General features: G+C 67.0%; 22 protein-coding genes and 1 pseudogene. 10 read left to right on the top strand and 13 right to left on the bottom strand.

The features are described 5' to 3' along the window. Nucleotides 1-11 precede the first annotated feature (11 nt). Both IC605_RS22930 and IC605_RS22925 read right to left on the bottom strand, forming a co-directional pair. On the bottom strand, nucleotides 12-1,052 hold the full coding sequence (locus tag IC605_RS22930; RefSeq protein WP_216329347.1) for an aldo/keto reductase: 1,041 nt from the start codon (nucleotides 1,050-1,052) through the stop codon (nucleotides 12-14). 49 nt (nucleotides 1,053-1,101) lie between these two features. After that, the gene (locus IC605_RS22925) at nucleotides 1,102-2,142 is read right to left on the bottom strand and encodes an aldo/keto reductase (protein WP_216329345.1); all 1,041 of its coding nucleotides are present in this window, start codon (nucleotides 2,140-2,142) and stop codon (nucleotides 1,102-1,104) included. A gap of 128 nt (nucleotides 2,143-2,270) precedes the next feature. On the opposite strand from IC605_RS22925, the gene IC605_RS22920 reads away from it, so the two are divergent. Further along, nucleotides 2,271-2,714 carry a winged helix-turn-helix transcriptional regulator gene (locus IC605_RS22920; RefSeq protein WP_216329343.1) on the top strand — a complete coding sequence of 148 codons (444 nt, stop codon included), beginning with the start codon at nucleotides 2,271-2,273 and terminating at the stop codon, nucleotides 2,712-2,714. A gap of 148 nt (nucleotides 2,715-2,862) precedes the next feature. On the opposite strand, the gene IC605_RS22915 is transcribed toward IC605_RS22920, so the two are convergent. After that, nucleotides 2,863-3,399: a TetR family transcriptional regulator gene (locus IC605_RS22915; RefSeq protein WP_246581212.1), complete on the bottom strand. Its 537-nt coding sequence runs from the start codon at nucleotides 3,397-3,399 to the stop codon at nucleotides 2,863-2,865. 179 nt (nucleotides 3,400-3,578) lie between these two features. Between IC605_RS22915 and IC605_RS22910 the strand changes: the two genes are divergently transcribed. After that, entirely contained in the window at nucleotides 3,579-4,475 is an 897-nt protein-coding gene (locus IC605_RS22910) for an SDR family oxidoreductase (protein WP_216329339.1), read from the top strand. Between the two features lie 221 nt (nucleotides 4,476-4,696). On the opposite strand, the gene IC605_RS22905 is transcribed toward IC605_RS22910, so the two are convergent. Together IC605_RS22905 and IC605_RS25305 are read right to left on the bottom strand one after the other, a co-directional pair. Beyond that, nucleotides 4,697-5,203, bottom strand: a complete 507-nt coding sequence (locus IC605_RS22905) for a LysR family substrate-binding domain-containing protein (protein ID WP_216329337.1) — start codon at nucleotides 5,201-5,203, stop codon at nucleotides 4,697-4,699. Further along, nucleotides 5,193-5,588 carry a LysR family transcriptional regulator gene (locus tag IC605_RS25305; protein WP_281416510.1) on the bottom strand — a complete coding sequence of 132 codons (396 nt, stop codon included), beginning with the start codon at nucleotides 5,586-5,588 and terminating at the stop codon, nucleotides 5,193-5,195. The genes IC605_RS22905 and IC605_RS25305 overlap by 11 nt, the downstream gene beginning before the upstream one ends. Nucleotides 5,589-5,651: 63 nt before the next feature. On the opposite strand from IC605_RS25305, the gene IC605_RS22895 reads away from it, so the two are divergent. Then, nucleotides 5,652-6,119 carry a putative antibiotic biosynthesis monooxygenase gene (locus IC605_RS22895; protein ID WP_216329335.1) on the top strand — a complete coding sequence of 156 codons (468 nt, stop codon included), beginning with the start codon at nucleotides 5,652-5,654 and terminating at the stop codon, nucleotides 6,117-6,119. Nucleotides 6,120-6,397: 278 nt separating this feature from the next. On the opposite strand, the gene IC605_RS22890 is transcribed toward IC605_RS22895, so the two are convergent. Then, nucleotides 6,398-6,991 (bottom strand): TetR/AcrR family transcriptional regulator, encoded by a 594-nt coding sequence (locus IC605_RS22890; RefSeq protein WP_216329334.1) that lies wholly within the window; start codon nucleotides 6,989-6,991, stop codon nucleotides 6,398-6,400. Nucleotides 6,992-7,220: 229 nt separating this feature from the next. Here IC605_RS22890 and IC605_RS22885 point away from each other — a divergent pair, with 229 nt between their 5' ends. The 5 genes from IC605_RS22885 to IC605_RS22865 all read left to right on the top strand — a co-directional run bounded on the left by IC605_RS22885 (nucleotide 7,221) and on the right by IC605_RS22865 (nucleotide 12,011). Next, complete coding sequence (locus IC605_RS22885) at nucleotides 7,221-8,192, top strand: alpha/beta hydrolase family protein (RefSeq protein WP_216329332.1); 972 nt, start codon at nucleotides 7,221-7,223, stop codon at nucleotides 8,190-8,192. 159 nt (nucleotides 8,193-8,351) lie between these two features. Then, nucleotides 8,352-9,194 (top strand): SDR family NAD(P)-dependent oxidoreductase, encoded by an 843-nt coding sequence (locus tag IC605_RS22880; RefSeq protein ID WP_216329330.1) that lies wholly within the window; start codon nucleotides 8,352-8,354, stop codon nucleotides 9,192-9,194. Nucleotides 9,195-9,287: 93 nt separating this feature from the next. Beyond that, entirely contained in the window at nucleotides 9,288-9,902 is a 615-nt protein-coding gene (locus IC605_RS22875) for a TMEM175 family protein (protein ID WP_216329327.1), read from the top strand. Between the two features lie 204 nt (nucleotides 9,903-10,106). Further along, the gene (locus IC605_RS22870; RefSeq protein ID WP_246581211.1) at nucleotides 10,107-11,363 is read left to right on the top strand and encodes an MFS transporter; all 1,257 of its coding nucleotides are present in this window, start codon (nucleotides 10,107-10,109) and stop codon (nucleotides 11,361-11,363) included. A gap of 315 nt (nucleotides 11,364-11,678) precedes the next feature. Further along, on the top strand, nucleotides 11,679-12,011 hold the full coding sequence (locus IC605_RS22865; RefSeq protein WP_216329325.1) for a hypothetical protein: 333 nt from the start codon (nucleotides 11,679-11,681) through the stop codon (nucleotides 12,009-12,011). A 72-nt stretch (nucleotides 12,012-12,083) separates the two neighbouring features. Here the strand turns inward: IC605_RS22865 and IC605_RS22860 are convergent, their stop codons facing one another. Next, on the bottom strand, nucleotides 12,084-12,488 hold the full coding sequence (locus tag IC605_RS22860) for a RidA family protein (RefSeq protein WP_216329323.1): 405 nt from the start codon (nucleotides 12,486-12,488) through the stop codon (nucleotides 12,084-12,086). 272 nt (nucleotides 12,489-12,760) lie between these two features. Here IC605_RS22860 and IC605_RS22855 point away from each other — a divergent pair, with 272 nt between their 5' ends. Next, nucleotides 12,761-13,330, top strand: a complete 570-nt coding sequence (locus IC605_RS22855) for a TetR/AcrR family transcriptional regulator (protein WP_216329321.1) — start codon at nucleotides 12,761-12,763, stop codon at nucleotides 13,328-13,330. Nucleotides 13,331-13,402: 72 nt separating this feature from the next. Here IC605_RS22855 and IC605_RS22850 read toward each other — a convergent pair whose 3' ends face one another. Beyond that, nucleotides 13,403-13,630: a Rossmann-fold NAD(P)-binding domain-containing protein gene (locus IC605_RS22850; RefSeq protein ID WP_216329319.1), complete on the bottom strand. Its 228-nt coding sequence runs from the start codon at nucleotides 13,628-13,630 to the stop codon at nucleotides 13,403-13,405. 240 nt (nucleotides 13,631-13,870) lie between these two features. On the opposite strand from IC605_RS22850, the pseudogene IC605_RS22845 reads away from it, so the two are divergent. Then, a pseudogene (locus IC605_RS22845) lies at nucleotides 13,871-14,365 on the top strand (SDR family NAD(P)-dependent oxidoreductase); the annotation flags it as partial. A 303-nt stretch (nucleotides 14,366-14,668) separates the two neighbouring features. Here the strand turns inward: IC605_RS22845 and IC605_RS22840 are convergent. The 5 genes from IC605_RS22840 to IC605_RS22820 form a co-directional block, all read right to left on the bottom strand. Then, on the bottom strand, nucleotides 14,669-15,793 hold the full coding sequence (locus IC605_RS22840) for an NAD(P)-dependent alcohol dehydrogenase (protein WP_246581210.1): 1,125 nt from the start codon (nucleotides 15,791-15,793) through the stop codon (nucleotides 14,669-14,671). 118 nt (nucleotides 15,794-15,911) lie between these two features. After that, complete coding sequence (locus IC605_RS22835; RefSeq protein ID WP_216329317.1) at nucleotides 15,912-16,949, bottom strand: SDR family oxidoreductase; 1,038 nt, start codon at nucleotides 16,947-16,949, stop codon at nucleotides 15,912-15,914. A 61-nt stretch (nucleotides 16,950-17,010) separates the two neighbouring features. Beyond that, nucleotides 17,011-17,910 carry an SDR family oxidoreductase gene (locus IC605_RS22830; RefSeq protein ID WP_343216701.1) on the bottom strand — a complete coding sequence of 300 codons (900 nt, stop codon included), beginning with the start codon at nucleotides 17,908-17,910 and terminating at the stop codon, nucleotides 17,011-17,013. A gap of 493 nt (nucleotides 17,911-18,403) precedes the next feature. After that, the gene (locus IC605_RS22825) at nucleotides 18,404-19,255 is read right to left on the bottom strand and encodes a helix-turn-helix domain-containing protein (protein WP_216329315.1); all 852 of its coding nucleotides are present in this window, start codon (nucleotides 19,253-19,255) and stop codon (nucleotides 18,404-18,406) included. A gap of 315 nt (nucleotides 19,256-19,570) precedes the next feature. Continuing rightward, nucleotides 19,571-20,157 (bottom strand): Rossmann-fold NAD(P)-binding domain-containing protein (locus IC605_RS22820; protein WP_216329313.1); only part of this gene is annotated, 587 nt, incomplete at its 5' end.

The raw sequence follows: 20,157 nt of genomic DNA, 5'->3' as shown, positions 1-20,157 counted from the left end.
CTTTTGGTCAACTACCGCCAACCCTCGACGGAGGCACCACCGAACACGGCGCGTTTCAGCACCGCTGCCATGCCGTGGTTCGGGCCGGGGGCACTGCGCTCCTCCAGCACCGCGAGCTGCGGTGGCGTCAGGGTCAGTTCCAGCGCCGCCAGGTTGTCGTGCAACTGCTCGGTCCGGCTCGCTCCCAGAATGGGCGCGGTCACGCCGGGCTGAGCCCTCACCCAGGCCAGGGCCACCTCGGCGGGCGTGTGACCCACCTCCCGGGCGACCTCGCGCAGGGCGTCCAGGACCCCCCAGTTATGTTCCGTGAACTTGGTGTCCCCGAAGGGATTCGTGCCGCTCAGGCGGTCCTGGCTGCGGGCAGAGGCCGTCTCGCGGCTGTACTTCCCCGACAGGAAGCCGCCCGCCAGCGGACTCCAGGGAGTCAGGCCCAGACCCAGGGCACGGGCGGCGGGCACGTGTTCGACCTCGACGGAGCGTTCGATCAGCGAATACTGGAGTTGGAGGGCGACGGGACCCGGCAGACCGTGAGCCTCTGCCAGCGTGACGACCCTCGCCGTGTACCACGCGGGCACGTTCGAGAACCCGTAGTAGCGGATGCGTCCCGCCCGCACGAGGTCGCTCAAAGACCCCACCACCTCCTCGGGCGGGGTTACCCCGTCCCAGGCGTGCATCCAGTACAGGTCCACGTAGTCCGTCTTCAATCGGCGCAGGGACCCCTCCAGCGCCCGGTACATGTTCTTGCGCCCGTTCCCGCTGGCATTGGGATTGCCGCGCCCACCGCTGAAGGTGAACTTGGTGGCGAGCACCACACGGTCACGCAACCTGTGGTCCTCGACGAACTTGCCGACCAGTTCCTCGCTGTGCCCGCCAGAGTACACGTCGGCAGTGTCGATGAAATTGCCGCCCGCCCCAACGTAGGCGTTGAAGACGGTTTCCGAAACCTCGTCGGACGAACCCCAACGCGCCGTGCCGAAGGTCATGGTGCCGAGCGCCAGCGGACTGACGATCAGACCCGAGCAACCCAGCGTGCGGTAGTCGGTCAGGGTCATGGCGTCCTTCCGGAACGAGAGCGGGATGATTCGGAGAAGCTGGAACCGTTCATCGGCCGTCAACTGCCGTCAACTGCTGGCGGCGCCCCTGACTCCACAGCTCCAGCATCCAGCCGGGGTACTCGGCGGGCAATTGACTGATCTCTCCCAGACGACGCAACTCGTCTTCCGACAGCCGCACATCTACGGCGCCCAAGTTGTCCTCCAGTTGCTCCATCCTGCGGGTGCCGAGCAGCACGCTGGTGACGTGGGGTTGGTGCAGCAGCCAGGCGAGGGCGAGCTGCGCGACCGTGGCGCCTTTCTGTTCGGCCAAGTTCCGGAGCACGTCGATGACGTTGTAGGCCCGCTCCATCTCCACAGGTGGAAAGGCCATGGCGGCGCGCCGAGTGCCTTCGGTGCTGGTCTCACGGCTGAACTTGCCGCTCAGCAGGCCGCCTGCCAGCGGACTCCAGACCAGGACGCCCACCCCCTCGCTCCGGGCCATCGGCACGATCTCGCGTTCCAGGTCGCGGCCCGCCAGGGTGTAGTACGCCTGCAAGGAGGAAAAGCGTGTCAGCCCGTGCTGCTTGGAGAGACCCAACGCCCCAGCGATTTGCCACGCTGCCCAGTTCGACACGCCGATGTAGCGCACCAAGCCCTGCCGCACAAGGTCGTTCAGGGCAATTAGGGTCTCCTCGACGGGTGTGGCGGGGTCGAAGCCGTGGAGCTGATACAGGTCGATGTGGTCCAGTTGCAGCCGTTCCAGACTTGCCGAGGCGGCGTCGAGGATGTGGGCGCGCGAGGACCCGCGCGCGTTCGGCCCCGTGCCAATGTCGCCGAAGACCTTGGTGGCAACAATCACGTCCTCACGCCGCACGCCCAAGTTCTTCAGCGCCTGCCCGGTCATGCGCTCGGAGTTGCCGCCCGAGTAGGTGTCGGCCGTGTCAATCAGGTTGACTCCGGCCTCGAAGGCGCGGGCTAAGAGGGCGTCAGCCTCCGCTTGTTGGACAGAACCCATCACCTCGAAGGGTCCGCTGGCCCCGAAGGTCATGGTGCCGAAGGCCAGTTCTGAAACGAAAAGTCCGGTGCTGCCGAGTCTGTTGTACCGCATCTTGGAGCCCTCCAGGGTTGTGGGTCACGACGTCAGCCAGGACCGTACCCAGGCCGTTGACTACTCTTGTTTCACAACCAGTTGCACCTTAGTCGCACTGATGCAAAAATGCAAGCAGAGAGGTAGGCATGACGAAAGGTGAGAAGCTCAGGTCGGGGTGTCCGGTGAGTCTGGGGCTCGACATCTTCGGTGACCGCTGGACGCTGCTGATCATCCGTGACCTGATGTTCACCGGGAAGCAGCACTTCCGCGAGATGCTCCAGTCCGAGGAAGGGATTTCCTCGAACATCCTCGCGGACCGCCTACAGCTGCTGCTGGCGGAGGGGATCATCACCAAGGCAGAGGACCCCGGCCACCGGCAGAAGGTGGTGTACAGCCTGACGGAGAAGGGCATCGACCTGCTGCCCATCCTGATGCAGATCAGCCACTGGAGTTACAAGTACCGCCCGGTGGGAGAGGCGTACCTCGGCGTCCCGGAGGCGGGAAACCAGGAGGATCAGTCGGACTGGGGAGAGCGGAAGGCCGTCCTGCAAAGACAGCACCTCCCTTCGCCTGGTCAGGAGCAGACCTGAGCGTGCTTGAGGCTTGCCTCTCCTCCGGCTTGCCTGGATTCACTTGCCGGAGCTGGGGAGAGCTTTCCTGGCCTCCCCTTCCTTGGTCGGAGGGGCGGGGACGTTCTGGGGAGAACGCGGGCCGTTCGGGGGGTGTGAAGGTCCATCCTCACGGCTGGGCCGCCACTCGTGTCTCGTCGCCCACCATCACGGTCCTGAGTCCGCCCAGCGACTCGCGGACGAGCCGCGACCAGTCCTGCGGGTGGGTCGCGTTGATCCAGCGGTCGAACGCGACCCGGAAGACCACCATCCCAGCCTCGGCCGTCAAACTCGCGGTCGGGTCCTTGACTCCACGCCGGCGCAGAGCGCCCTTCATTCCTGAGGTGAGAGCGGCAAGCTTGCTCAGCTCGCGCGCCTGAAGTTCTGCGTTCGCGAGGATCACGGTCTGTCGCCGCCTTGACCTTTCGACGTTCTCCTGAAAGACGGTCCCGACTGCCTCCAACCCCACAGCAACCGCCTCGATGGGCGCGCAGGCCTCAGGGGCGCTCACGATGGCGTCCACAATCAGGTCCTGCAAGGCAGCCGCGCCCCCGAACAACACCTCGCGCTTGTCGGCGAAGTACCGGAAGAACGTCCGCTCCGTGAGCCCCGCGCGCCCGGCGATCTGCGCCACGGTGGTCCGCTCGTAGCCACGTTCGATGTACAACTCCAGGGCCGCCTGCTCAAGTCGGCTCCGTGCGTCAGGACCCCACCGACCCATGCCAGCACTCTACATGATGACAGTGACTGACATTTGGTGTACGCTCTTGATGTCAGCAACTGACATCGGCCTCGGCTTCCTGCAAGCGTTGCAGAGAGGACGGCCCCTTCCTTAGAGGTTGAACTATGCGTATCTTTGTCACCGGCGCATCCGGTTTCATCGGCTCTGCCGTCATTCCCGAGCTGATCGGCGCGGGGCACCAGGTCGTCGGGCTGGCTCGCTCCGATGCCTCGGCTGGAGTCCTCGCTGCGGCTGGAGCAGAGGTGCATCGCGGCTCGCTCGACGACCTTGACCGTCTGCGGGCGGGCGCGGAGGCGTCCGACGGGGTGATCCACCTCGCCTTCATCCACGACTTCTCGCAGTACGAGAACGCGGCGCGGGTCGATCTGCGCGCCATCGAGACCTTCGGCGCGGCACTGAGGAGCTCGGATCGGCCTCTGGTGATTGCCTCCGGGTTGGTCGGGTCCGTGGCGGGGCAACTCTCCACCGAACAGGACGTGCCCGACCTGGCGCGGAACCCTCGAATCGCCTCTGCTCAGGCAGCCCTGGCCCTCGCTTCCCAGGGCGTGCGCTCGTCCGTCGTGCGGCTCGCGCCGACCGTGCACGGCGAGGGCGATCACGGCTTCATCGCCACTCTGATCGGCATTGCCCGCGAGCAGGGCGTCTCCGGGTACATCGGCGACGGGAACAACCGCTGGCCGGCGGTGCACCGGCTCGACGCCGCACGCCTCTTCCGCCTCGCACTTGAGGGAGCGCTGGCCGGTTCGGTCCTGCACGGGGTTGCGGACGAGGGCGTGCCCGTCCGCACCATCGCCGAGGTGATCGGGCGTCACCTCGACCTGCCCGTGGTGTCGATTCCTGCCGAACAGGCGGGCGAGCACTTCGGGTGGCTGGGGCGCTTCCTCGACGCTGACCTCGCGGCCTCCAGCGCGCTGACCCGTGAGCTGCTGAGCTGGCAGCCGATCCATCCGGGGCTCATCGAGGATCTCGACCAGGGTCATTACTTCCGGGACCCCTCCTGAGAAACAGAAATTCACGCTGTCTCCCCGGCCTCCTCACGTCAGGTCCACCTGCCGGAGCGTTCCGCCCTCGGAGGGCCGCGCCCGGCCAAGTGACTCCCACCACTGCGCAGGCATGGCCCATCACCCGGCGCCCTACCCCACTTCAGCCTCCTGCGTCTCCCCAGGCACGGTCCCGTCGCTTCAACGACGCCTCGAACTCAGGGGCGTCATGCCCTGCAAGATCAGGACCCACCGGAGTACCGCGCAGCATCCAGCAGGGCCCGCACCCCCGGGGAGGTGTCCGCCGTTCGCCAGGCCAGGCCCAGCCGGATCACGTCGAAGTCGGCGAGAACACGCGCCACCAGGCCCTCCAGGAAGCGGCCCTGGATCACGTAGGTCGTGACCACCCAGAGGCCCACGCCCAGCGCCACCATGTTCTGCCCGGCCTCCACCTGCGACGTCTCGTACACCACGTTCGGCTCGACGCCCGAGCGTCGGAAGCGGCCCAGCACGAAGTCGTACAGGGCCGGATTCATTGTCTTGGCGAACATCAGCAGCGGCTCGTCAGCCAGGTCGGTGAGGTGAATGGAACCTCGCGCGGCCAGCGGGTGCGCCGCAGGCAGGATCAGTTGCCAGCGGCCCTCAGCGAGGTCCCGCACGCTGATCCCCGGAGCCTCCATCGGCAACATGCCGATCCCCACGTCGATCAGCCTGTCCTCCAGCGCCCGGGGAACGTCGTCATGGGGCACCTCGCGGCGCCTCGATCCGCAGCGTGGACTGCTGCCCCAGCAGGGTGTGGATCAGGGGATTGACGATGGCTTGAAAGGCGTACTCGATGTACCCCAGCGCCAGCCGGGGGGTCGCGTCGGCGTGGCGGGCCTCACGGACGCTGCGCTCGGCCTCGCACAGGGTGCGCCGGGCGCCCCCCAGGAAGACCTGCCCCGCCTCGGTGAGCCGGACCGTCCGCCCGGTCCGGTCGAGCAGCGTCACGCCGACGATGTCCTCCAGCGCCTTGATCTGCTGGCTGAGGGCGGGCTGCGTGAGGAACACCCGCTCGGCGGCGCGGGTGAAATTCAGCTCCTCGGCGACCGCCATGAAGTAGCGGAGGTGGCGCAACTCCAATGGACGAGCCATAAATAGAACTGATCAGATGTGACCGTACAAAGTGAGGTGCACAGTGGGTCACAGGAAGACACCATGACCCGAACGCTCACCGCCCAGACCACCCCGAACCGCGCCCAGGCGAAGTTGACCTTTCTGCGGTGGCTCGCCATCTACCCGACCATCACCCTGGTGCTGTGGCTGCTCGGCCCGCTGCTGTTCGGGCGCCTGCCCCTGGCCGTGGTGACGCTGGTGGCCACCTTGATCGTCGTGCCCAGCGTGCATTACGTCCTGCTGCCCCGGCTCGGGCGCCTGTTGGGAGACTGGGTGACGGTGCCGACGCTGAGGGGCACGGCACGGCACCGGATGGGGCTGGTGTTGTGGCTGGGCAGCTACCCGGTGATCACGCTGGCGCTGCTGATGCTGTCGCCCGCCCTGCTGGGCCGGGTGCCGCTGCCAATCATGACCCTGTGCGTCACGCTGATCGCCGTGCCCCTAGTCAGCCTCGTCGTGCTCCCCCGCCTGGTGCAGGTCTTGCGGCCCTGGATGTTCGCCCGGGCCTGAGGGCTGGAGACCGGGAGAAGCCGAAGGTCAGAACAGCGCTGGGGGGCAAAACTCCGGGTCAGAGTCCGATCGATCAAAAGGGTCGGACTCGCGTTCAACACGGTGGACAGCCGTCAGCCCACCCATTCACTGGGCGACGACGGACGGGTCTTGGTCCGTGGCGGAGGGGGTGCCAGCCTCGGCTCTGGTCCTGCACACGTCCCGCCAGGGTTGAACGGTACCCGGCCTCCGCCCGTCGAGAGAACGCCCCACCGACGTTCCGCACGGGTCAGCGACCTCTACGGTCGGCGCAGTCCGGCGATGAGCCGTTCGACCAGACGACGGGCGTTGTAGCGGGGGTCGCCAGCGCCGACGCAGAGATTGCCCACGCCGCGCATCAGTTCGTAGGCCGTCAGGTCCGGGCGAACCTCCCCTACTTCTGCGGCAGCGTCCAGCAGCCCGGCACACACCGGCACGAGGCGGTCGAGGAAGTAGGCGTGCAACGTGTCGAAGCCGGCCTTGTCGGACTGCATGACGGCCGCCAGGCCGTGCTTGGTGGTCAGGAAATCCACGAAGAGGTCGATCCATTGCCCCAACGCCTCATAAGGACTCACGCTGCTGGCGAGCAGCGCCGGACCGGCCTCGGCGCAGGCCTCGACCTGATGCCGGTAGACGGCGACGATCAGATCCGCCCGCGTCGGGAAGTGCCGGTAGATCGTCCCCACCCCGACCCCGGCTTTAAGCGCGATCTCGCGCACCGGCACGTCGACGCCAGACGTCACGAAGAGGGCGGCGGCGGCGTCGAGCAGCGTCTGCTCGTTCCGCCGGGCGTCGGCCCGTTTGGGCTGGGCGGCTTGCTGTGCTCGCTCGCCACTGTCGGTCAAGGTCTCCATCTCTCTACTCCTTCGCTTGACAAACGGAACATCGTTCCGTATATTATTGGAACGATGTTCCGCTTCCTCCAGGCTAACACAGCCGGACGGCATCGGGCACACAGCAGTTCAAGAAGGCAAGTTTCGTGAGCCCGGAGCGACGTCCAGGAGCACACGTCATGTGTGTTCACCTCCATTGCCGGTGGTTGACCCAAACCAGCGGCGGACCTCAAGAAGGAAAGGTCAGACCATGAGCCAGCCCGCCCATCAAGCCGAAACCATACCCGTCAGCGCCCCCACTCCGGTCGTCTCGGTCGCCCCGGTGGTGCTGCCCGCCCCGCGGCGCACCGTGGACTTGCAACTGCGGGTGTCCGCGCCCATGACCGGCCGCAACCTGCCCGTCATTCTCCTCTCGCACGGCCACGGCAACTCGAACAATTTATCCTCCCTGAACGGCTACGGCCCGCTCGCCCACTTCTGGGCGTCTCACGGCTTCGTCGTGATCCAGCCCACCCACCTGAGTTCGAAGACGCTGCGCGGCGTCGTCAATTCGAATGACCCCGAGGCCCCCCTGTTCTGGCGGTCGAGGGCCGAGGACATGAGGCGCATCCTCGACGGGCTTGACGTCATCGAGGCGTCTGTGCCGGGGCTTCAGGGGCGTCTGGACCGCAGCCGGATCGCTGTCGCCGGGCATTCGATGGGCGGACACACCGCAGGGATGCTGCTGGGCGCGCGGCTGACCGATCCCCACGACGGAACGGAAGTGGACCTGGCCGACGCCCGGATCAAGGCGGGGGTGCTGCTGACCCCACCCGGTGGAGGCGGGGCTGACCTCAGCGCGTTCGCAGCCGAACGGTACCCCTTTTTCCTGAACCCCAGCTTCTCGGAGATGACGACGCCAGCCCTCGTCGTGGTGGGCGACCGGGACGCCTCCCCCCACCTGACGGTTCGGGGGCCGGATTGGCATGCGGACCCCTACGTCCTGAGTCCCAGCCCCAAGTGCCTGTTGACCCTGTTTGGCGCAGAACACGGCCTGGGTGGAGTGGCCGGGTACGACGCGGCGGAGACGACGGACGAGAGCCCCGAGCGTGTGGAGGCGGTGGGGCGGCTGACCTGGGCCTACCTGCGCAGCGCGCTCTACCCGGGAGACCCCGCCTGGGAAGATGCAACTGAAGCGTTGAAGAACAGCCCCCATCCGCTGGGCCGGGTCGAATGCAAGTGAAGCGCCGAGGGGCGGAGGAACTCAGGGGCGACCACACCGCTGGGCTCCAGTGGTCCGACAACGTTGCGGAAATAAAAGACCGCGAAGACGAACTGCTTGTGGGGGTCAGGTGTGCTGGGCAGCTCCATCTCTCACAAGCCCAAAGTCAAGGAGAATTGTATGGCTGAGAAAATCTGGTTCATCACCGGCGCCTCCCGTGGTCTCGGACGCATCTGGGCCGAAGCCGCTCTGCAACGTGGCGACCGGGTGGCCGCCACCGCCCGCAAGGTCGCCGATCTTGCTGCCCTGACCGAGCGTTACGGCGACGCCGTCCTGCCCCTGGCGCTCGACGTGACCGACGCCGGGCAGGCCGAGCAGGCGGTCGGGCAGGCCCACGCCCACTTTGGCCGACTGGATGTCGTCTTGAACAACGCGGGCTACACCCTGGTCGGCATGGTCGAAGAAGCGAGCGACGCCGACGTGCACGCGCTGTTCGACACGAACGTCTACGGCATGCACCGGGTCATCCGGGCCGCGCTGCCGCTGCTGCGCCGTCAGGGCAGCGGACACCTCATCGGCGTCTCCAGCAACCTCGGCATCGTCCCCAGGCCGCTGATCGGCCTGTACTGCGCGACCAAGGCCGCCACCGAATCCCTGCACGAAAGCCTGGCGGCGGAAGTGAAGCCGTTCGGCCTCAAGGTGACGCTGATCGAGCCGGGCGCCTACGCCACCGAATTCGGCGCTTCGAGAAAGGAGGCGACGGCCCTGGACGCCTACGCCGGTCTTCGCCAGCAGTTGTTCGGAGGCCTCGTGAACGAAAAACGCGGTGATCCCCAGGCGACCGCGCAGGCCGTCCTCCAGCTCGTGGACGCCGAGACCCCGCCCCTGCGCTTGATCCTGGGCAGCGAATCGTTGCCTGAGGTGCGGGCGACCTACGCGGGGCGTCTGGCTGTCTGGGAGGAGTGGGTGGCGGTATCGAATGCCGCGCAGGGCGAGCAGAAGAATCCTGCCGCGCTGTCCTGAAGGACCAGCCATGCCGCCACGACGATCACGCAAGGGTGTCTGCTCAGCTTTTGTCACCGGTCGGGGTGAACCGGTGCAGCGCGCGGTTCTTCCATGACCACCCGCCTGGAAGCCTTCATCGACGCCGTGTTCGCCATCATCATCACCATCATGGTGCTGGAGCTGCCCCATCCGCAGGGGCAGGCGTGGTCGAGCCTGCTGCGGGTGTGGCCCACCTTCCTCGCCTACGTGCTGAGCTTCGTGTTCGTCGGCCTCGCCTGGACCAACCACCACCACCTGCTCCGCTCGGTGCGTCAGACGTCGAACCGCTTGTTCTGGGCCAACCTGAATCTGCTGTTCTGGCTCTCGCTGTTGCCCTTCGTGACCGGCTGGGCGGGGGAGACGCACTTCGCCCCCGTCCCCATGACCGTCTATGCCGCCGACGCGCTGCTCAATGCCGTGGCGTTCAGCGTGCTAATTCACGTCATCCGGCACGACCCCGCCAACCCCCCGCAGGGCCTGGGCCGTCGGGGCAGGATCGCCGCCTCGCTGGTCGCCCACGTCGTGTCCGTGGTGGCTCCCGTGGCCGGACCGGTGGGCGTGTGGGTGTCCGGGCTGTGCCTCGTCTTCGTGGCGCTGATGTGGCTGGTGCCGGACCGGCGCAGCGGGCAGGCGGCGGAGGAGAAATCTGGCCAGGGCCACACGGTGCTGGCAAGTGGACCGCGGTAGGCCGTTGAACTGGGGGTGACGGGAAGCCGAACCACCTTCGTTTCCCCCTCCATGTCGTCCGGGAGCCGCTCTGGCTGTTCCTGCCTGAGACCGTCCACCTCTTGGAGCCACTGGTCGCCCAGTGGCTTCACCCCCATCCGACCCGCCAGCACGGGGATGGATGACGAACGGAGGACCTCCATGCCCCTTCAAGGATCAGACCTGTTGAAGAACTCGCGTCGTTCTGGGATGTGGAACGGCCATACCAGGGCCCAGGCTGCCGACACCCTGCGGACCACCACGCTCGACTCAGAACCCCTGATCCAGCTCACGCTGCTGCTGCTCTCGGCGCTGACCGTGATGGCGGCGGCGGCTATCGCGCCCGCCCTGCCTGCCCTGGAGGCACACTTCGCCGGGGTGCCGAACGCCCACCTCCTGGTCAAACTCCTCGTCACCCTCGTCGGGTTGGTCATCGCGCTGACGGCCCCCATCGCCGGGATACTGGCCGACCGGTTCGGGCGCCGCCCGGTACTGATCGTCGCGCTGCTGCTCTTCACCCTGGGCGGGGCCAGCGGCTTGATTTTCAATTCGCTGGGGGCGCTGCTGGCGGGGCGGATCGTGCTGGGGCTCGCGGTGGCAGGCACCATGACGGCCACCGGGGCGCTGATCAACGACCTGTTCAGCGGCCCCGCGCGGGGCCAGTTCCTGAGTCGTCAGGCGGCGGCCACCAACTTCGGCGGCGCCGTGCTGCTGCCACTTGGCGGCGTGCTGGCCGGCTTCGGCTGGCGGGTGCCCTTCGGCCTGTACCTGCTGGCCCTGCTGCTGCTGCCGCTGGTCTGGCGCCTGCCCCCGGGCGTGCCGGGGGTCGCCGCTAACGAGACCCGAAAGGTCAGGCCGCGCTGGGGCCGGGTCGGGCCGGTGTACGCCCTGGCCCTCCTGTACATGCTCACCTTCTACCTGATGCCCACCCAGGGCCCCTTTCTGCTGGCGTTCCTGCACGTCTCGCCCGGCACCACCGGCCTGATCCTGGGTGGGTTCACCCTGGTCGCGGCCCTGACCTCGCTGCTGTATGCGCGCCTGGCGGGCCGCTTCGACGCGCGCCGGGTAGCGGCGCTGGGCTTCCTGTCACTGGGGGGCGGTTGGCTGATCGTCTCACGGTCGGACAGCCTGGGCGGCGTGTTGCCGGGCCTGCTGGTCGGCGGCCTGGGCGCGGGGCTGGTGTTCCCCAACCTCTATGCCTGGCTGGCCGACGTGACTCCCGCCGCCTGGCGCGGGCGGATCACGGCGGGCATGAGCAGCGCGGTCTTCCTGGGCCAGTTTCTCAGCCCGCTGGTGCTGACCTCGCCTCCCGCTCGACCCGCTGTCGGCTTCGTTTGGGGCGCGGCCTTGGCGGGCGTGGTCGGCCTGGGGCTGCTCGCCTCCAGCGTCTTCGGTCGCCGAGCACCAGCCGACCGGACCAACGCCCGGGAGCGCGTCACCTGACGCCGTGACAGCTCAGCCCACCGCGACCTCCACGAAAGCACGGGAGCAAAGGACCTGGTCTCCTGATCCGGCCTGATGGGTTCAGTCCAGGTCTGGCAAGTTCCGTCCGGGGTGCCGATAAGAGCACGCCATCCTCCTCCGTTCACGGTGGTGCTCAGCCCTCTTCAGTCCCTCAACTGCACCTCTGGGCTAGACCTGGAGCGCACTCCAGGGTCTAGCCTCAGGTCATGCCGGAGGCCCACACCATCCAAAGCGTCAGTCAGCAGACGGGCCTCAGCACGGTATCCGGTCTTCTGGACCCCCAACTTCGCCGGGATGAGGACGCCTGCCCTCGTCGTCGCGGGTGACCAGGACGTTGGCCGCCATCTCACGACCCGGGGGGCGGACTGGTATGCCGACCCGTACTTCCTGAGTCCAGGTCCCAAGTGCCTCCTGACCTCGTTTTGGGGGAAACACGGGCTCGGTGGAATTGCCGGGTATGACGCGGTTGAGACAACCGATGAGAGCCCCGAGCGGGTGGAGGCGGTGGGACGGCTGACCTGGGCCTACCTGCGTAGCGTGCTCTACCCAGACGACCCCAGTTGGTCCACGGCGCGCACCGCTTTAGAGGCGATGGACCATCCACCAGGTCGGGCTGAATGCAAGTGAAGCGTTGAGAGTGGATCACTCAGGATGACGCTGGCCCCAACACTTTGCGGCGGGAGGCGGCCAGCGTTCACTTCAAGGGGAGACGGACTGAGGCAGGCGCGCGATGACCTTGATTTCGAAATCAAAGCCTGCCAGCCAGTTGACGCCCACCGCTGTCCAGTTCGGGTAGGGCGGCTCACCGATGGCCTGCAAGCGGACGGCGGCAACCGTCTCAAATTGCGTGGCTGGATCGGTATGGAACGTGGTCACATCCACAACATCGTCGAAGGTGCAACCGGCAGCCTCGAGCACTGCCGCAAGATTGTCGAACGCCAATTGAACCTGCTGTTCGAAGACCGGCTCGGGCGAGCCGTCCTCACGGCTGCCGACCTGACCCGAGACGAACAGCAAGTCCCCTGAGCGGATGGCCGCCGAATAGCGGTTGAGTTGGTAGAGGGCCTGCCGACCAGCAGGGAACACCGCGTCACGCTGAGTCATCTTTTTCCTCCTTCTCGGAGCTCCGTCAGGAAAGCCGCAACTCGAAACAGAAAGCCGTTCTCTGGAAACCGCAGATGCACCGAGAACGGCAAGCGACGTGGGCAGCTTCCAGAGCTTCAGCTTGACGACAATGGCGCCCCATCGAGGACAGCCACCAACATACGCGCCGTATGTGTTGGTAGACTAACGCATACGCACCGTATGTCAATGCTCGGACACGGCGAACGGGCCCCTGGGAGGTGGTGGCTATCGCAAGACGACGTACCGAGAGGGTGGAAGAAACCCGGGCGAAGCTGATGGACGCCGCGCGCAAGGCCTTTGCGGCCAAGGGCTACGCGGCGGCGTCGATGGATGAGCTGACCGCCGAAGCTGGTCTGACGCGGGGCGCGCTCTATCACAACTTCGGTGATAAGAAGGGCCTGCTGCAAGCCGTGATTGACCAGATCGATGCTGAAATGCTGGTCCGGATGCGCGCGGCGCATGAGCAGGCGGTCGACGCCTGGAGTGGCTTCCTGGCGGAGCATATCGCCTATATCGAGATGGCGCTCGAGCCAGAGATTCAGCGCATCATGCTGCTGGACGGGCCAGCGGTGCTCGGTGACCCCTCACGGTGGCCCAATCAGACGGCGTGCCTCCGCCGAACCACGCAGATGGTTCAAGCTCTCCTGGATGAAGGGACGGTCGGGCCCGTGGACGCGGAAGCGGCGGCCCGGCTCCTCAATGGCGCGGCGCTCAACGCCGCCCTCTGGATTGCCGCCACCGATGATCCGCACGTGGTCTTCGAAAAGGCCGTCGCAGCATTCCGACAGCTCGCCGTCGGGTTATTGCGGCAGGAGGGATGATCAGCCTGACGCTCCAATACCCTTGCGCAGTCGACCCACAGCGGTGGGCGGGGAGACGTGCCTGGCCGAGGCTCAGGAAGGGGCGCGAGAGTAGTGTCCCTGTTCGAGATCCGCCATCAGCCCCGGCTGCGTCGGCTGCCACCCCACCGCCTCACGGGTCCACGCGCTCGACACCGGGAGGTCGGCGGCGAGAAAGCGGACCAGCCATCCGAAGTGTTTGTCTGCTGCCTCGGCGGGAACCGAAACCACCGGCAAGCCCAGGTGCCGCCCGATAGCCTCGGCGAGCGTGCGAACCGGCACGCTCTCGTCCGCCACCCCGTGTAAGACCGCACCGGCGGGTGCCCGTTCGAGTGCCAGGCAGAAGAGGCGTGCGGCGTCGAGGCGATGCCCGGCGGGCCAGCGGTTGCTTCCGTCCCCGATGTAACTGGAGACGCCGCTTGCGCGGGCCAGCGCTCACCGAATTACAAGGTGATGGGCGTGATGTTCGTCTCATGCCGCTCGATCTCACCGACGCCGTGAGTCTGGAGCACCCTTGAGCAGGACGGTGGGCGGCTCGACCTGCTGATCAACAACGCGGGCATCGTCGGCGGGCGCGCGGTCCCCTCCCAGACCCGGATTGAGGACGTGCGGGCCGCCTACGAGACCAACTTCTTCGGCCCCTTCCTGCTGACCCAGGCCCTGCTGCCCCTGCTCTGGAGGTCGGCCAGACCCACCATCGTGAACGTCTCGTCCGGCCTTGGATCACTCGCGTTGATCGGCTACCCGCTGGATGAGTTCGCCGGGAAGCAGGTGTTTCCCTACCAGTCCTCGAAGGCCGCGCTGAACAACCTCACGGTGTTGTTCGCCAAGGAGCTTCGCGCCCGGGGCTTCCGGGTGAACTCGGTCAGCCCGGGATACACCGCGACGGACCTGAATGGGTTCCGGGGAACCAAAAGCGTCGAGGACGCCGCTGCGATGATCCTGAAGACGGCCTTGGCAGGTGAGGGGGGCCCGACCGGCGACTTCTTCGCTGGGGACGGTCAGGCGCCCTGGTAACGAGGCCCAACGTGGCGGGCCGGGGTCGCGCACCCTCAACACCTGGGGTGAGAAGGGTTCAGCAACACCGGAACGTTGTGGAGGTTGCGAAGAAGGCGGAAGTTCAGTGCGTTGACTCCACCGGCCAAGAGCTGAAGGACCGCGACACCCTAGTGGTCGGCCGCTTCCAGGTGGGGAACATCTTGAGAGAAGGGGGCTCTGCCACACAGGAGACCAGGGGCGGCCTGCGGGAACGAGGGGCTCGGGTCATCCCGGCTGACCCGGCGACGGTGGGGCTGGCTCGGTGAAGGCTGAGCGCCTGGCTCACATCGCCGAGCCTGCGACGTCGATCACGTAGCGGTAACGCACCTTGCCCGCCAGCACCTTCGGGTAGGCGCCGTTGACCTCCCGGATCTTGATGACCTCGACCTCCGAGCCGATCCCGTGCTCGGCGCAAAAGGCCAGCATCTCGCGTGATTCGGCCAAAGCGCCGAGGATCGAGCCGCTGATCGCCCGGCGCTGCTTGGTCAACTCCGTGGTGTCCGTCGGCGTGGCGAGCGGCTGAATCGCGCCGACGACGCAGGCGGTGCCGTCCCTCTTCAGCAGCTTCACGAAGGGATTGATGTCGAACGGCTCGGGAATCGTGATCAGCACGAAGTCGAACTTGCCCGCGAGCGGCGTCATCGCCTCCTGGTCCGTGTGCAGCACGAAGGCCTTGGCGCCAAACGTCTTGGCGTCCGCCTCCTTTTCCGGGCTGCGGCTGAGGACCGTGACCTCGGCCCCCATCGCTGCGGCGAGCTTCACCGCGATGTGCCCGAGCCCACCCAGCCCAGCGATCCCGACCTTCTTTCCGGGGCCGGTCCCGTAGAACTTCAAGGGCGAGTAGGTCGTGACGCCCGCGCACATCAGGGGCGGCACGGTCTCGGGAGCGAGGCCCTGGGGCATCTTGAACACGTAGTCCGAACCGACGACGAGGCGCGCCGAGTAGCCGCCGTAAGTGTTGGTGCCGTCCGGCTTGGTCGGGCCGTTGTAGACCTCGGTGCGTCCCTGGGGGCCGTCGCAGTACTGCTCCAGCCCCTCGCGGCACGACTCGCACTGGCCGCAGTTGTTCACGATGGGGCCGACCGCCACGGTTTCGCCGACCTGGAACTCCGTCACGTCGTCGCCGACCGCGGACACGCGCCCGACGATCTCATGGCCGGGAACGCAGGGGTAGACGGTGTTGCCCCAGTCGTTGTCCACGAAGTGGATGTCCGAGTGACAGATGCCGGTGTAGAGCACGTCGACCTGCACGTCGTTCGGACCGAGGGGACGGCGGGTGACGCGCAGGGGGCGCAACTCGCCCTTGGCGACAGGGGTGCCGAAGGCGGCGACCTCCTCACCGGGACCGGGGGTGCCGGGCACGCGGCCGTCAACGTAGGGCAGGGCCTGGGTCATCGTGTCGGTCATGGAACTCCTCCGTGGTGAATGCGCCGCAAGGCGTGGTGGATCAGGGGGGCGGACCGCCGCCGGGGGAATGGGGTATCCGTTGAGGCGGTCAGTCCCCACGCCCGGCGGTGGTCCCTCGTCAGGGATTGCCGCTGCCGCCGGAGGCGCCGTAGACCTGGCCGGTCGCGTCGCTCGACTCCTGCGAGGCCAGCAGCACGTAGATGCCTGCCAGCTCGACGGGCTGCCCCGCGCGCCCGAGCGGGGTCATGGCCCCGAACTGCGGGATCATCTCCGGTGGTTGCCCGCCCGTCACCTGGAGGGGCGTCCAGTACGGCCCCGGCGCCACCCCGTTCACCCGGATGCCCTGCTTCGCCAGTTGCTTGGCGAGCGACTTGACAAAGGCCACCTGCGCCGACTTGGTCTGCGCGTAGTCGAGCAGGTTCTCCGACGGGCTGTACGCCTCGACCGACGACGTGACGATGATGCTGGCCCCCGGCCCCATCGAGGGCAGCGCGGCCTTGACGATCCAGAACATCGCGTAGAGGTTGGTCTTGAAGGTCCAGTCGAGCAGCTCGGTCGTCAGGTCCCGGATGGAGGGCAGCGCGTGCTGCCGGGCGGCGTTGCTCACCAGAATGTCGAGGCCACCCAGTTCACGGACCGCCCGCGCGACGAGTTGCTGACAGAACGCCTCGCTGCGGATGTCGCCGGGGAGGGCGACCGCCTTACGCCCGGCGGCACGGATCAGGGCGACCACCTCGCGGGCGTCACTCTCCTCGGCGGGGAGATAGTTGATCGCCACATCGGCCCCTTCGCGGGCGTAAGCGATGGCTGCCGCCCGGCCGATGCCCGAGTCGCCGCCGGTGATCAGCGCCTTGCGGCCCTGAAGCCGTCCGGTGCCCTGGTAGCTCGTCTCGCCGTGATCGGGCCTGGGCCTCATCCGGCTCGCCAGGCCGGGCCAGGGCTGGGTTTGCCCCGGAAAGGGCGGCCTCGGGAACTGGGTGACCGGGTTCTGCTTGACCGACTGGCGGGGCGGCGTCTGTCCCTGGAAGGCCAGGGCGCCTGCCCCGCCTCCCTTGGCGAGGACCGGGGAGGCGAACACGGCGGCCAGACCTGTGCCGATCTTGCCGAGCACGCGGCGACGGGAGGGCGCGGGGGCGTTCTGGTCGTCTCGGTCCATAGGCTGCCTCCTGATCAGGTTGACGGCGCCGTGAAGTCGGTGTTGCCAGGTTGAAGTGGGCTCAGGGCGTGGGGGTGCCTCCCGTAGCCGCCAGCGTCTCGCCATTGACATAGCTCGACTCGGGGCTCGCCAGGAACACGTACAGCGGCGCCATCTCCGCGGGCTGCGCGGGCCGCCCCATCGGCGACTGGCTGCCGAACTCCTTGAGCTTTTCCGGCGGCTGCCCGCCCGCGACCTGAAGCGGCGTCCACACCGGCCCCGGCGCCACCACGTTCACCCGGATGCCCTTCTGCGCCACCTGCTGGGCCAGCGCCTTACTAAAACCGTTGATCGCCCACTTCGTCGAGGCGTAGTCCACCAGAATCGGCGAGGGCTTGTACGCCTCCTGCGACGACGTGTTGATGATCGTTGAACCGGGCGGCATGTGGGCCAGCGCGGCCTTGCACAGCCAGAACATCGCGTACACGTTCGTCTTGTAGGTCTCGTCAAACTGTTCGGTCGTCAGCTCGCCGAGGTCGGTGACGAACTGCTGCTTGCCCGCGATGTTGGCGAGGATGTCCAGCCCGCCGAGTTCCCGCACCGCCGTCTCCACGAGCTGCTGGCAATAGGCCTCGCTCTTGACGTCGCCGGGAAAGGGAATGGCCTTGCGCCCGGCCTGCTCGATGAGCCCGATGACCTCGCGGGCGTCGGGTTCCTCTTCGGGCATGTAGGACATGACGATGTCGGCGCCCTCACGGGCAAAGGCGATGGCGACGGCGCGGCCGATGCCGGAGTCGGCCCCGGTGACGATGGCCTTGCGGCCCGTGAGGCGGCCACTGCCACGGTAGGTCTGCTCGCCGGCGTCGGGCTTGATGGGCATCTGCTGCTCCAGCCCGGGGCCTGATTGCGTCTGGGCCATCTCCGGCGTGGGGCCGGGGTATTGCTTGGTGGGGTCCTGCATCGTGTACTGGTCTTTCGTCACAACACTCTCCTCCACGCTCGACCACCCACCGTGGACTGGACGGCGGCATGGACTTCAGACGGTCCTTGCCAAAGGACAGAGGGCTCGCAAAAACGGTGGTCAGTCACCTCCTGAGGTCGGAGACGAGGCGTGTTTCGGCGAAGTGTCGTTCGCTGCCGTCTCGTCCCGATGAGAGGACCTGATCGACGTTCAATTCCTCCAGACCTCCTGCCCCGGGCGGAGGAGACGACGCGGACTCCCGCAAGGTGCATCCCTCCGCCTGACATACGACAATTTCGCTTGAGAGGGTCGACAATGGATGTGCTTCCAAAGCGTTGAATCGTCCCACGCAGTCTTGTGGTGCTGTCCGTTCTTGTTCCGTCCCTTCGCCGGAAGCAGGTGCCTATCCGAGATAGTAAAACCTTGGGAGAACGACGTCGCTCAAGAACGTGCTGTTTTTGAGCAAAATCGTGCTTTCCGTCGGGATGTCAGGAAGGGCGACGTATGAGGACGCCTACTGCCGCAGGGCCGAGGGGGCAACGCCGAAGTGACGCCGGACGTGGTGGGTGAGGTGACTCTGGTGGGTGAACCCGACCGTGTTCGCGATGGTGACCAGGGAGAGTCTGGTCGTCGAGAGGAGGGTTCTGGCCCGCTCGACGCGCCGGAGCACGACGTACTGGTGAGGAGTTGTCCCTGTGGCGCGCTTGAACTGGCGCGAGAAATGGTAGGGGCTGAGACCCGCCACCCCCGCCAGGGTGGCGAGGCTCAGGTCCTCGTGCAGGTGGTCGAGCACGTAATGGGCGACCCGTTCGAGCTTTCCCCTGGACAGGCCGTGCCTCGGCTCCTGGAGCGCCTTGTTCTCGGCGGAGTAGGTTCTCAGCAGGTGAACGGCGAGCACATTCACGAGGGACTCGACGTAGAGGCGCTCGGGCGGGTGCTCCCGCCGCAGTTCCGAACGCAGGGTCCCGGCGAGCTGCCGGATCAGGGGGTCGTCCGCGCTGCGATTTTCGACGATCTCCACGGACCCCTGGCGCAGGAGGTCACGGGCGGCCCCCTCCACGAAGGCCGGCGTCAGGTAGAAGATGAGATGCTCGGCGTCCTGAAGCCACTCGCTGCCGTGGGGCTGGCCGCTCGCAATGATGGAGACGTTTCCATTCCCCAGCAGGCGGGTGAGCTGCCGACCTCCTGCCGTCTGCCAGGTCGAGAGGCAGGCGGTGTTCTCGTAACACACGTCGACGGAGATCTCAGGGTGGGTGTGTTCCGGAAAGTGGGTGGGCGCGATGGACGCGCAAAAGAGGCCGATCCCTTCGACGAAGGTGGTGAGGTGGTAGGGAATGTCCGCACCTGATGCTCCGGAGTTCAGCACGTCGGCCTCCGTGGACGAGCCGTTGACCCCTTCTGCTGGGGCTTGCCTGAGACGGGGTGGGCGGAAGGTGGACCGAGGAACCGCGGGGCGAACTTCGCTTCACCCGGCGACGTGAGCGCGTGCCGTTTGGGGAAGTGGACTCATGGTCAGGCGCCAACCTCCAATGGGCTGGGGGACATCAAGACAAGTCCCCCTGAACTCCCTTCAGTGGAGCCTTTCTACTCCTAACTGAATCGGGCTTGGTTGCCGTGAGGTGGTTCGGCACTCCGGGCATGATGACCGGACGCCTCGTGAGCGGGAAGCAGGTGAACCCGTTCAAGCAGACTGGACCTGCCTGGACAGGAAGTCCCGGTACCACGCCACGGTCTGCGCGATCCCCTGCGCCAGCGGCGTCGGGTGGACGCCGAACTGACGCTCGAACGCCTCGGAGACCATGTTCTGCGGGAGGCGGTGCTGGTAGAGCATCTCCGCGTAGCTGTCCATAAAGGTCTGGTCGAAGGGCCCGTAGGCCTCGGCCCGCCGCAGGTTGTGAATCCGCAGCGGACGCCCCACCGTGTGGGCGACCAGCTCAAGCACCTCGTCCGTGGAGCGGGCGGGCGCGGTCGGCAGGTGCCAGATGCGCCCGTCTCCTTCCGGGCGCTCGCCCAGGGTCGCCAGCCCCCGCGCCACGTCGCCGATAGAGGTGTAGCTGTGCGGCAAGCTGGTGTCGAGCATCGTCATGACCTCGCCCCCCGTCAGGGCCGCCGGGAATACCGCCCCGCCCAGGGTCGAGTTCAGGACGCCGGGACCGTAGAAGTCCGCCGAGCGCCCGGCAACCACCCGCACCCGGCCCTGGGCATGTGCCTGAAGGTAACGCCGGTCGAGGTCGGCGCGCAGCCTGCCCTTGACGGTGGTGGCGGCCC

It is taken from the genome of Deinococcus aestuarii (genome assembly GCF_018863415.1).
GTDB lineage: Bacteria > Deinococcota > Deinococci > Deinococcales > Deinococcaceae > Deinococcus > Deinococcus aestuarii.
This window is presented reverse-complemented; position numbering and strand designations above follow the sequence as displayed.

What these genes read in the sequence shown, in the direction of transcription:
- IC605_RS22880 (WP_216329330.1), top strand. Translation starts at nt 8,352, where the DNA reads ATGGCTGAGAAAATCTGGTTCATCACCGGCGCCTCCCGTGGTCTCGGA.
- IC605_RS22925 (WP_216329345.1), bottom strand. Translation starts at nt 2,142, where the DNA reads ATGCGGTACAACAGACTCGGCAGCACCGGACTTTTCGTTTCAGAACTG.
- IC605_RS22910 (WP_216329339.1), top strand. Translation starts at nt 3,579, where the DNA reads ATGCGTATCTTTGTCACCGGCGCATCCGGTTTCATCGGCTCTGCCGTC.
- IC605_RS22885 (WP_216329332.1), top strand. Translation starts at nt 7,221, where the DNA reads ATGAGCCAGCCCGCCCATCAAGCCGAAACCATACCCGTCAGCGCCCCC.
- IC605_RS22895 (WP_216329335.1), top strand. Translation starts at nt 5,652, where the DNA reads ATGACCCGAACGCTCACCGCCCAGACCACCCCGAACCGCGCCCAGGCG.
- IC605_RS22890 (WP_216329334.1), bottom strand. Translation starts at nt 6,991, where the DNA reads ATGGAGACCTTGACCGACAGTGGCGAGCGAGCACAGCAAGCCGCCCAG.
- IC605_RS22840 (WP_246581210.1), bottom strand. Translation starts at nt 15,793, where the DNA reads ATGACCGACACGATGACCCAGGCCCTGCCCTACGTTGACGGCCGCGTG.
- IC605_RS22920 (WP_216329343.1), top strand. Translation starts at nt 2,271, where the DNA reads ATGACGAAAGGTGAGAAGCTCAGGTCGGGGTGTCCGGTGAGTCTGGGG.
- IC605_RS22860 (WP_216329323.1), bottom strand. Translation starts at nt 12,488, where the DNA reads ATGACTCAGCGTGACGCGGTGTTCCCTGCTGGTCGGCAGGCCCTCTAC.
- IC605_RS22835 (WP_216329317.1), bottom strand. Translation starts at nt 16,949, where the DNA reads ATGGACCGAGACGACCAGAACGCCCCCGCGCCCTCCCGTCGCCGCGTG.
- IC605_RS22865 (WP_216329325.1), top strand. Translation starts at nt 11,679, where the DNA reads ATGAGGACGCCTGCCCTCGTCGTCGCGGGTGACCAGGACGTTGGCCGC.
- IC605_RS25305 (WP_281416510.1), bottom strand. Translation starts at nt 5,588, where the DNA reads ATGGCTCGTCCATTGGAGTTGCGCCACCTCCGCTACTTCATGGCGGTC.
- IC605_RS22875 (WP_216329327.1), top strand. Translation starts at nt 9,288, where the DNA reads ATGACCACCCGCCTGGAAGCCTTCATCGACGCCGTGTTCGCCATCATC.
- IC605_RS22930 (WP_216329347.1), bottom strand. Translation starts at nt 1,052, where the DNA reads ATGACCCTGACCGACTACCGCACGCTGGGTTGCTCGGGTCTGATCGTC.